7 protein-coding genes are annotated in these 8520 nt (G+C 64.2%); 5 read left to right on the top strand and 2 right to left on the bottom strand.

The features are described from left to right. The coding region (locus FXB40_RS42715; RefSeq protein ID WP_488226148.1) for a methyl-accepting chemotaxis protein at window positions 1–1083 on the bottom strand (1083 nt) is incomplete at its 3' end. Window positions 1084–1332: 249 nt separating this feature from the next. On the opposite strand from FXB40_RS42715, the gene FXB40_RS42710 reads away from it, so the two are divergent. The 5 genes from FXB40_RS42710 (at window position 1333) to FXB40_RS42690 (ending at window position 7777) form a co-directional block, all read left to right on the top strand. Then, window positions 1333–1818, top strand: coding sequence for a (2Fe-2S)-binding protein (locus FXB40_RS42710; RefSeq protein WP_148778254.1), 486 nt, complete (start codon window positions 1333–1335; stop codon window positions 1816–1818). Window positions 1819–1906: 88 nt separating this feature from the next. Further along, window positions 1907–4249: a xanthine dehydrogenase family protein molybdopterin-binding subunit gene (locus FXB40_RS42705; protein ID WP_148778253.1), complete on the top strand. Its 2343-nt coding sequence runs from the start codon at window positions 1907–1909 to the stop codon at window positions 4247–4249. 13 nt (window positions 4250–4262) lie between these two features. Beyond that, entirely contained in the window at window positions 4263–5063 is an 801-nt protein-coding gene (locus FXB40_RS42700) for an FAD binding domain-containing protein (protein ID WP_148778252.1), read from the top strand. A 205-nt stretch (window positions 5064–5268) separates the two neighbouring features. Further along, entirely contained in the window at window positions 5269–6381 is a 1113-nt protein-coding gene (locus FXB40_RS42695; protein WP_148778251.1) for a CaiB/BaiF CoA transferase family protein, read from the top strand. 76 nt (window positions 6382–6457) lie between these two features. Further along, the gene (locus FXB40_RS42690) at window positions 6458–7777 is read left to right on the top strand and encodes an MFS transporter (protein WP_148778250.1); all 1320 of its coding nucleotides are present in this window, start codon (window positions 6458–6460) and stop codon (window positions 7775–7777) included. 216 nt (window positions 7778–7993) lie between these two features. Here FXB40_RS42690 and FXB40_RS42685 read toward each other — a convergent pair. Further along, window positions 7994–8520 (bottom strand): transposase (locus tag FXB40_RS42685; protein ID WP_148778249.1); only part of this gene is annotated, 527 nt, incomplete at its 5' end.

The following is an 8520-nucleotide window of genomic DNA, read 5'->3' as shown; positions in this document are numbered from 1 at the left end:
CTCGTCCCTGCGGCCGAGGCCGGGCAGCACGACGTCGAAATTGCCCGAGGCGAGCTCGCGCATCGCCTTGCACATCGCGATCATCGGCCGCGAGATGCCGGTGCCGAGCAGGAAGGCGAGGATCGCGCCGAGCAGCGTGCCGCCGACGGCGAGCATCAGCACCAGTTCCTCGGTCTTCCCGATGGTCGCTTCCGATTCCGAATCGAGCCGCTGTTGCTCGGCGACCAGATCCGCCTTCATGGCAGTGGCGCCGCGAAGGATCGCGCCCGCCGAGCCGCTCATCTCGGTGACGAGATCGTCGACCATCTTGGCGTTGGCGATCAGCTTCTCCAGCGCTTCGCGATAGGCGACGAGGATGGTCTTGGCGTCCTTCAGGCCGGCGACGATCTTGTCGTCCATGGAATAGACCGCGCCGAGCGAGTTCTCGACGAATTTCAGCCGGGCCAGCGCACTGGTCGCGATCGCCTGGTCTGACGTCAGCACGAAATTGGTCGCCGCCGCGCTTGCGGTCTGGAACTGGGCGTTGACCTGCTTGGTGCCGAACTCGATGGCCTGCGCCTCGGAATCGGAGGCGTTGTTGCCGATATCGTCGAGCTTGTACTTGAGCAGATTGGCCTGGCGCGAGAGCTGGTTCTGCACCAGCAGCGTGCTGTCACGCTTGGCCTGGAGAACCTTGGCAAAGGTCGCGGAGAAATTCGCAAACTCCTTGGCGAGCTTGTCGAGGCTGTCCAGCCGCGCCGGTGTCTTGGCGCTCTTGACGGCCTGGTCGATGGCGCTCTTCAGGCTGGCTTCGGCGTCGAGCGCCGCCTTGGCATCATCTTCCTTGCCGGTGACGACGAAATATTTGACGGCCGAACGGTAGCCGAGCAATTCGCGGTCGATGTTCCGGGCGAGATCGGCCTCCGAGACGCTCGAGCGATAGGACCCGACGCCGGACGAGACCCGCTCGAAGCCGAAATAGGCGAACGCCATGCTGCCGGCGGAGATCACCAGCACGGCGGCAAAGCCGAGGATGATCTTGGCGCGGAACCGGAGGGTCGGAAATATGCTGCGCTTGGACGGCGACGCGGTACGCCCGGACATTCCAACCCCCATTTTCTCTTCAGCCGTCGTCTGGAGGCGCCCCGCCCCCAGACCCGGATGCGCAAAACTAGGGCAGAATGAATAAAGGGCGGTAAATTCGTCGCGCTGGCACAATCCAGGGCCCTATCGGCCAAAGGCCGACCGGACAGCGCTAGACAGGAGCTGGGTGACCAAAATCCTAGTTGCCAAGTCCGGGGGCCGAGGTCTCTAATTAGAAACAATCAAAATCAATCCCGGGAGGTACTTTCTGTGTCTACAGTCAAACTGACGGTGAACGGCAAGGCCGTTTCTGTCGACGTCGAGGACCGGACGCTGCTGGTCCAGCTCCTGCGCGAGAACCTCAACCTCACCGGAACTCATGTCGGCTGCGACACCAGCCAGTGCGGCGCCTGCGTCGTGCACATGGACGGCAAGGCGGTGAAATCCTGCACCATGCTGGCGGGACAGGCCGACGGCGCCAACGTCACGACCATCGAAGGCATCGCCAAGGGCGACGAACTGCACCCGATGCAGGCCGCCTTCCGCGACAATCACGGCCTCCAGTGCGGCTATTGCACGCCGGGCATGATCATGTCGGCGATCGACATTGTGCACCGCCATGGTGGCGGGCTCGACGAGGCCACCGTCCGCCGGGAGCTGGAAGGCAACATCTGCCGCTGCACCGGCTACCACAACATCGTCAAAGCCGTGCTGGATGCGGCCGGACGCATGAAGGTTTCGCAGGCGGCCGAGTAAAGCGGCGCGCCTCGAACGACAAAGACCACCCCTGCGGCTTTCGATGGAAAGAGCAGGCAAAACAAATTCCGGTCGGGAGGACCAGACAATGGGTGTTGAAGGCATCGGCGCGCGCGTCGTGCGCAAGGAAGACAAGCGTTTCATCACCGGCAAGGGCCGGTACGTTGACGACATCAAATTGCAGGGCATGACCCATGCCCATTTCGTCAGAAGCCCGCACGCGCACGCCAAGGTGAAGGGGATCGACTCCTCCGCCGCGCTGAAGATGCCGGGCGTGGTCGCGGTGCTCACGGGACAGCAGATCGTCGACGACAAGGTCGGCAACCTCATCTGCGGCTGGGCCATCACCTCCAAGGACGGCAGCCCGATGAAGATGGGCGCATGGCCGGCGATGGCGCCGGAGACGGTGCGCTTTGTCGGCCAGGCCGTCGCGGTCGTGATCGCCGACACGAAGAATCTGGCCCGCGACGCCGCGGAAGCGGTCGTCGTCGACTATGAAGAGCTGCCGGCCGTCGCAGACGTTCACGCCGCCATCAAGGCCGGGGCGCAGCAGCTTCACCCCGAGGCTCCCGGCAACCAGGTCTATGACTGGGTGATCGGCGACGAGGGCGCAACCGATGCCGCTTTCGCCAAGGCCGCCAATGTCGTGAAGCTCGACGTCACCAACAACCGCCTCGCCCCGAACGCGATGGAGCCGCGCGCGGCGATCGCCGATTACGATGCAGCGGAAGAGCACTTCACTCTCTATACGACCTCACAGAACCCGCACGTCGCCCGCCTGGTGCTGTCGGCGTTCTACAACATCGCCCCCGAGCACAAGCTGCGCGTGATCGCCCCCGACGTCGGCGGCGGCTTCGGCTCAAAGATCTTCATCTATCCCGAGGAGATGGTGGCACTGTGGGCCTCGAAGAAGGTCGGCCGTCCGGTGAAATGGACCGGCGACCGCACCGAGGCCTTCCTCACCGACGCGCATGGCCGCGACCATGTCACCCATGCCGAGATGGCGTTCGACGCCAACAACAAGATCACCGGCCTGAAGGTGAAGACCTACGCCAATTTCGGCGCCTACATGTCGCTATTCTCGTCGTCGGTGCCGACCTATCTCTACGCGACGCTGCTGTCGGGCCAGTACAACATCCCGGCGATCCACGCCGAGGTGATCGGGGTCTACACCAACACCACGCCGGTCGATGCCTATCGTGGCGCGGGCCGCCCCGAGGCGAGCTACCTGATCGAACGTCTCATGGAGACGGCCGCGCGGCAGCTCAAGGTCGATCCGGCGGCTCTGCGCCGGAGCAACTTCATCACAGAGTTCCCGCACCAGACGCCCGTGATCATGGCGTATGACGTCGGCGACTTTAATGCCTCGCTCGACGCCGCGATGAAGGCGATCGACTATGCCGGCTTCGCCGCCCGCAAGGCCAAGGCGAAGACGGAAGGCAAGCTGCGCGGCATCGGCCTGTCCTGCTACATCGAGGCCTGCGGCATCGCGCCGTCGAAGGCTGTCGGCAGCCTGGGTGCCGGCGTCGGCCTGTGGGAATCGGCGGAGGTCCGCGTCAACCCGGTCGGTACGATCGAGATCCTGACGGGCTCGCACAGCCACGGCCAGGGTCACGAAACCACGTTTTGCCAGCTCGTGGCGGAGCGCCTCGGTGTTCCCATCAGCCAGGTCTCGATCGTCCATGGCGACACCGACAAGGTGCAGTTCGGCATGGGCACCTACGGCTCGCGCTCGGCCGCCGTCGGTCTCACCGCGATCCTGAAGGCGATGGAGAAGATGGAGTCAAAGGCCAAGAAGATTGCAGCGCATGCGCTGGAAGCTTCCGAGGGCGACATCGTCATCGAGAACGGCGAGTTCAAGGTGGCCGGTACCGATAAGGCGATCGCCTTCCCGATGGTCGCGCTCGCGGCCTACACCGCGCACAATCTGCCTGACGGGATGGAGCCGGGTCTGAAGGAAAGCGCCTTCTACGACCCGACCAACTTCACCTTCCCGGCCGGCGCCTATATTTGCGAACTCGAGGTCGATGCCGGCACGGGCAAGACCTCCTTCGTCAACTTCGTCGCGGCCGACGATTTCGGCCGGCTGATCAACCCGATGATCGTCGAAGGCCAGGTCCATGGCGGCCTTGCCCAGGGCATCGGGCAGGCGTTGCTCGAGCACGCGATCTATGACGCCAACGGCCAGCCAGTCACGGCCTCGTTCATGGACTACTCCATGCCGCGCGCCGACGATCTCCCCTCGTTCAATCTCTCCCACACCACGACGCTGTGCCCGGGCAATCCGCTCGGCATCAAGGGTTGCGGTGAGGCGGGCGCCATCGGCGCCTCTGCGGCCGTGATCAATGCGATCACGGATGCGATCGGCAAGAACAATTTGGAAATGCCCGCAACCCCGGATCGGGTGTGGCGCACGATCCACGCGGCCTGAGAGGAGCAACAAGATGTACCAGACCACTTATCATCGCGCCTCTTCGGTCGACGAGGCAGCCAGCCTGTTCGCCAAGGGCACTGAGGCGAAATTTCTTGCCGGCGGCCAGACGCTGCTGCCGGTGATGAAGCAGCGTCTCGCCAGCCCCTCGGATGTCATCGACCTCGGCAAGATCAAGGAGCTTCAAGGCGTCGAGCTGTCAGGCGACGTGTTGACCATCAAGGCCGGCACGACCTATTTCGACATCATGCAGAATGCCGATGTGCAGAAGGCGATCCCCGCGATTGCCTATCTGACCTCGGTGCTCGGCGATCCCGCGGTGCGTTACCGCGGCACGATCGGCGGCTCGATCGCCAACAACGATCCCGCCGCGGACTACCCGGCCGCACTGCTCGCGCTCGGCGCCACCGTGAAGACCAACAAGCGGTCGATCTCGGCGGAGGACTTCTTCCAGGGCCTGTTCACGACCGCGCTGGAAGACGGCGAGATCATCACCGCCGTGTCGTTCCCGGTTCCGGCGAAAGCGGGCTACGCCAAGATGCGGCATCCGGCCTCGCGCTTCGCGCTCACCGCCGTCTTCGTCGCCCAGACGAAGTCGGGCGAGATCCGCGTCGCCGCAACCGGCGCTTCGCAGAGCGGCGTGATGCGGGTGCCTGCAATCGAAGCCGCGCTGAAGGCGAAATGGTCGCCAGCAGCCATCGATGGCGTGAGCGTTTCGGCGAGCAATCTGCTGGCTGATATCCACGGCACCGCGGAGTACCGCGCCAACCTGATCAAGGTGATGGCGCAGCGCGCCGTGACCGCCGCTGGCTGAGATCCTTCTCTAGCGACTCAACACAAATCTTCCGCGGCGCGCAGCAATGCGCGCCGCTTTTATTATGCGCCCATGCATGAAAAGCGCTTGCCTCGCTGGCGTGAAGGCGAGAAAAGTTAATCAGCCAATTAACTCGCCCCAAAGAGGAACGTCCGACGCGCCTGCCGAACCATCGGCATCCGCTAGCGACCCGAGGAAACAACACGTGCTCGATAAACCCGCCCAGAACACATCCGTCCGCGCCACCGGCCCGCTCGCGGGCTTCCGAATCGTCGAATTCGCCGGCATCGGACCGGGCCCGTTCGCCTGCATGATGCTGGCCGACATGGGCGCCGATGTCGTCACGCTCGACCGCGTCGGCGCGAAGAAGAGCATGAAGTCGGTGGCGGGCCGCGGCCGCAAGGTGATCGAGCTCGATCTCAAGGACAAGGCGTCCATCGCACTGGCGCTCGACCTGCTCGCCAGCGCCGACGCCCTGGTGGAAGGTTTTCGACCCGGCGTGATGGAGCGGCTTGGGCTCGGCCCCGATGTCGTGCTCGCGCGCAATCCAAAACTCGTCTACGGCCGCATGACCGGATGGGGCCAGGAAGGCCCGCTGGCAAATGCCGCCGGCCACGACATCAACTACATCTCCATCACCGGCGCACTGGCCGCGATCGGCACCAAGGAAGCGCCTGTGCCGCCGCTCAATCTCGTTGGCGATTTCGGCGGCGGCGCGCTCTATCTCGTCGTCGGCGTGCTCGCAGCACTTCTGGAAGCATCAAAGTCCGGCAAGGGCCAGGTGGTCGACGCTGCGATGTGCGACGGCGCAGCATCGCTGATGTCGTTCTTCTTCGACATGAAAACGCTCGGCCGTTGGACCGAAGGCCGCAACCGGAACTTCCTCGACGGCGGCGCCCATTTCTACGGCGTCTATGAATGCGCCTGCGGCCATTTCGTTTCGATCGGCTCGATCGAGCCGCAGTTCTACACGCTGCTGCGCGAGCAGGCGGGCCTCTCCGACGCCGATTTCGACGCGCAGATGGACCCCAAGGCCTGGCCCGCGCTGAAGGAGAAGCTGAAGGCCGTGTTCAAGAGCAAGACGCGCGAGGACTGGTGCAAGATCATGGAAGGCAGCGACATCTGCTTCGCGCCGGTGCTGACCATGTCGGAAGCGACCGAGCATCCGCACATGGTCGCCCGCGATGTCTTCATCGAACGCCACGGCGTGAAACAGCCCGCGCCGGCGCCGCGCTTCTCGCGGACGCCATCGACGGTTCGCGAGCCGGAAGGCGCGGAGATTTTTGCGGTGACGGCTGCGTGGAAAGCGGGCCGCTAAGGCGCGCTTAAGGGTTGCAAGCAGGCGCCTTTTTGCGTCACTTCGCGTTCATGCCAGTGACACAAGGTACTAATCCGTGAACCAGACTGACCGCCCGCAGCCCTCACAAACCATGCGCGTCGGCGCAGCCATTCTCGGCAACGCGCTCGAGTTCTACGACTTCACCGTCTACGCCGCCTTCGCGGTCTGGCTCGCCAAGGCGTTCTTTCCCGCGGACAATCCGAACACGAGCCTGCTGTTGACGGTTGCGACCTTTGGCGTCGGTTTCGTGGCGCGCCCGCTCGGCGGCATCCTGATCGGCGCCTATGCCGATCGCTACGGCCGCAAGCCGGCGATGACGCTGACCATCTGGCTGATGGCGCTCGGCACCGGCATGATCGGCCTGCTGCCGACGTACGACCAGATCGGATTGCTGGCGCCGGTCCTGCTGGTGCTCGCGCGGCTGTTGCAGGGTTTTTCGACAGGCGGCGAGATGGGGCCGGCGACGACCTATCTGCTGGAGAGCGCGCCTGCGCACCGCAAAGGTTTCTTCGGAAGCTGGCAGCTCGCCAGCCAGAACCTGGGTAGCCTGTTCTCTGCGCTCGTCGGCCTTGGCCTGGCGTTCCTGATCACGCCCGGCGCCAATGACAGCTGGGGTTGGCGCATTCCCTTCCTGCTCGGAATCCTGATTGCGCCGGTGGGCTACTTCATCCGCCGCAATCTCGATGAAACCTTGGACACCGAGACAGCGCATGCCAGCGTCGGCGGCGTGCTCTCCGACATCCTGGCCAATCACTGGGGCAAAATCGTGCTGTGCATCTTGCTGATATCAGGCGCGACCATCGGCCAATACTTCTTCCTCTACACCGCGACCTACGCCATCAACACGCTGCATTACAGCCAGAGCTGGGCGATGACGGCCAACTTCGCCACCTTCGTAGTCGGCACGATCTTCGCGCTGCTCGGCGGCGCGCTCGCGGACAGATACAGCCTGAAGACCATCGCCGTGGTCCCGCGCATCATCGTGACGTTGCTGTTCTATCCCGCGTTGCTTCTGGTGGTGTCGTCGGGCTCGCCGGTCGTGTACGTGGTCACCGTCGCCGTGCTGATGGCGTTCCATGCGATGTCCGGGGGTGCCGGCATCATCCTCATCCCGCTGATCTTCCCTGCGATTGTACGGACCTCCGGGTTGTCGATTGCCTATGCGCTCGGCGTGACCATCTTCGGCGGCACGGCACAGCTCGTGTTCACGGGGATCATCGGGGCGACGGGCGACAAGCTGTCGTGGGTCTGGTACGTCGTCGCCATGGGCGTCGTCAGCCTGCTCGCCACGATGGCGATACAGCTGCCGGAAGGTCTCGAGCGGCGGCGGGACAGTGCAGCACAGAATGCGGCAGTGGCGAGTTCGTCGAGCTAGCGTAGCAACCAGCACGCTCTCGTAGCAACCATTAAAGTCGGCCCGATTTCCCGCGAGGATGACGCCGTGCTTGCGGCCGTCAAGGCGTGGCCTGGCGACAGCGGCAATGGGGTGAGGCCGGAGCGACGGCCAGCCTTGACGGCCGCGGCGCGCGGCGTCTTTGCGACGGCAGGTCGGGACGAAGAAACGGTGCTTCGGCCGAACAAAGAAACGCGATCAGGTGGCTGGCCGGCTTGCGACTTCAGGCGCTTCTTTCCGCCAGGGCGTGCCGCGAGCGACGACTGTGTTGGCGAAAATCAGCAGCTTTCTGGCGCAAGCGATCAGAGCACGTTTATGCTCCTTGCCGGCTCCCGTCAGCTTTCCATAGAACGCGATGAGCTGCGGATTCCAGCGAAAGGACGCCGGTAGCGCCGCGTTGAAGAGCGCACGGCGCAACCGCTCACGCCCGCCCGCAATGTGACGGGCGCCGACGTGATTGCCGCTGTCGTGGTCGTAAGGGGCAAGCCCCGACAGGGCGGCTGCTTGTTCGCGCGTGATCTGACCGATCTCGGGCATCCGCACCAGAATGATAATCGCGGTCTTTAGCCCGATGCCATCGATGCTGTTGATCAGGTCGAGCCGTTCGGCAAGATCGTGGTGCTCACGGATGGCGACGGCCAGCGCCTTCAGCTCGACCCTCTCGCGCTTGGCCAGGCGAGCGATATCCTCCTTCCACAGCTTCCGGGCCCGCGCATTGCGGCAAC

Origin of the sequence: Bradyrhizobium rifense (assembly GCF_008123425.1) — a bacterium.
In the GTDB taxonomy this organism is placed as follows: domain Bacteria; phylum Pseudomonadota; class Alphaproteobacteria; order Rhizobiales; family Xanthobacteraceae; genus Bradyrhizobium; species Bradyrhizobium rifense.
This window is presented reverse-complemented; position numbering and strand designations above follow the sequence as displayed.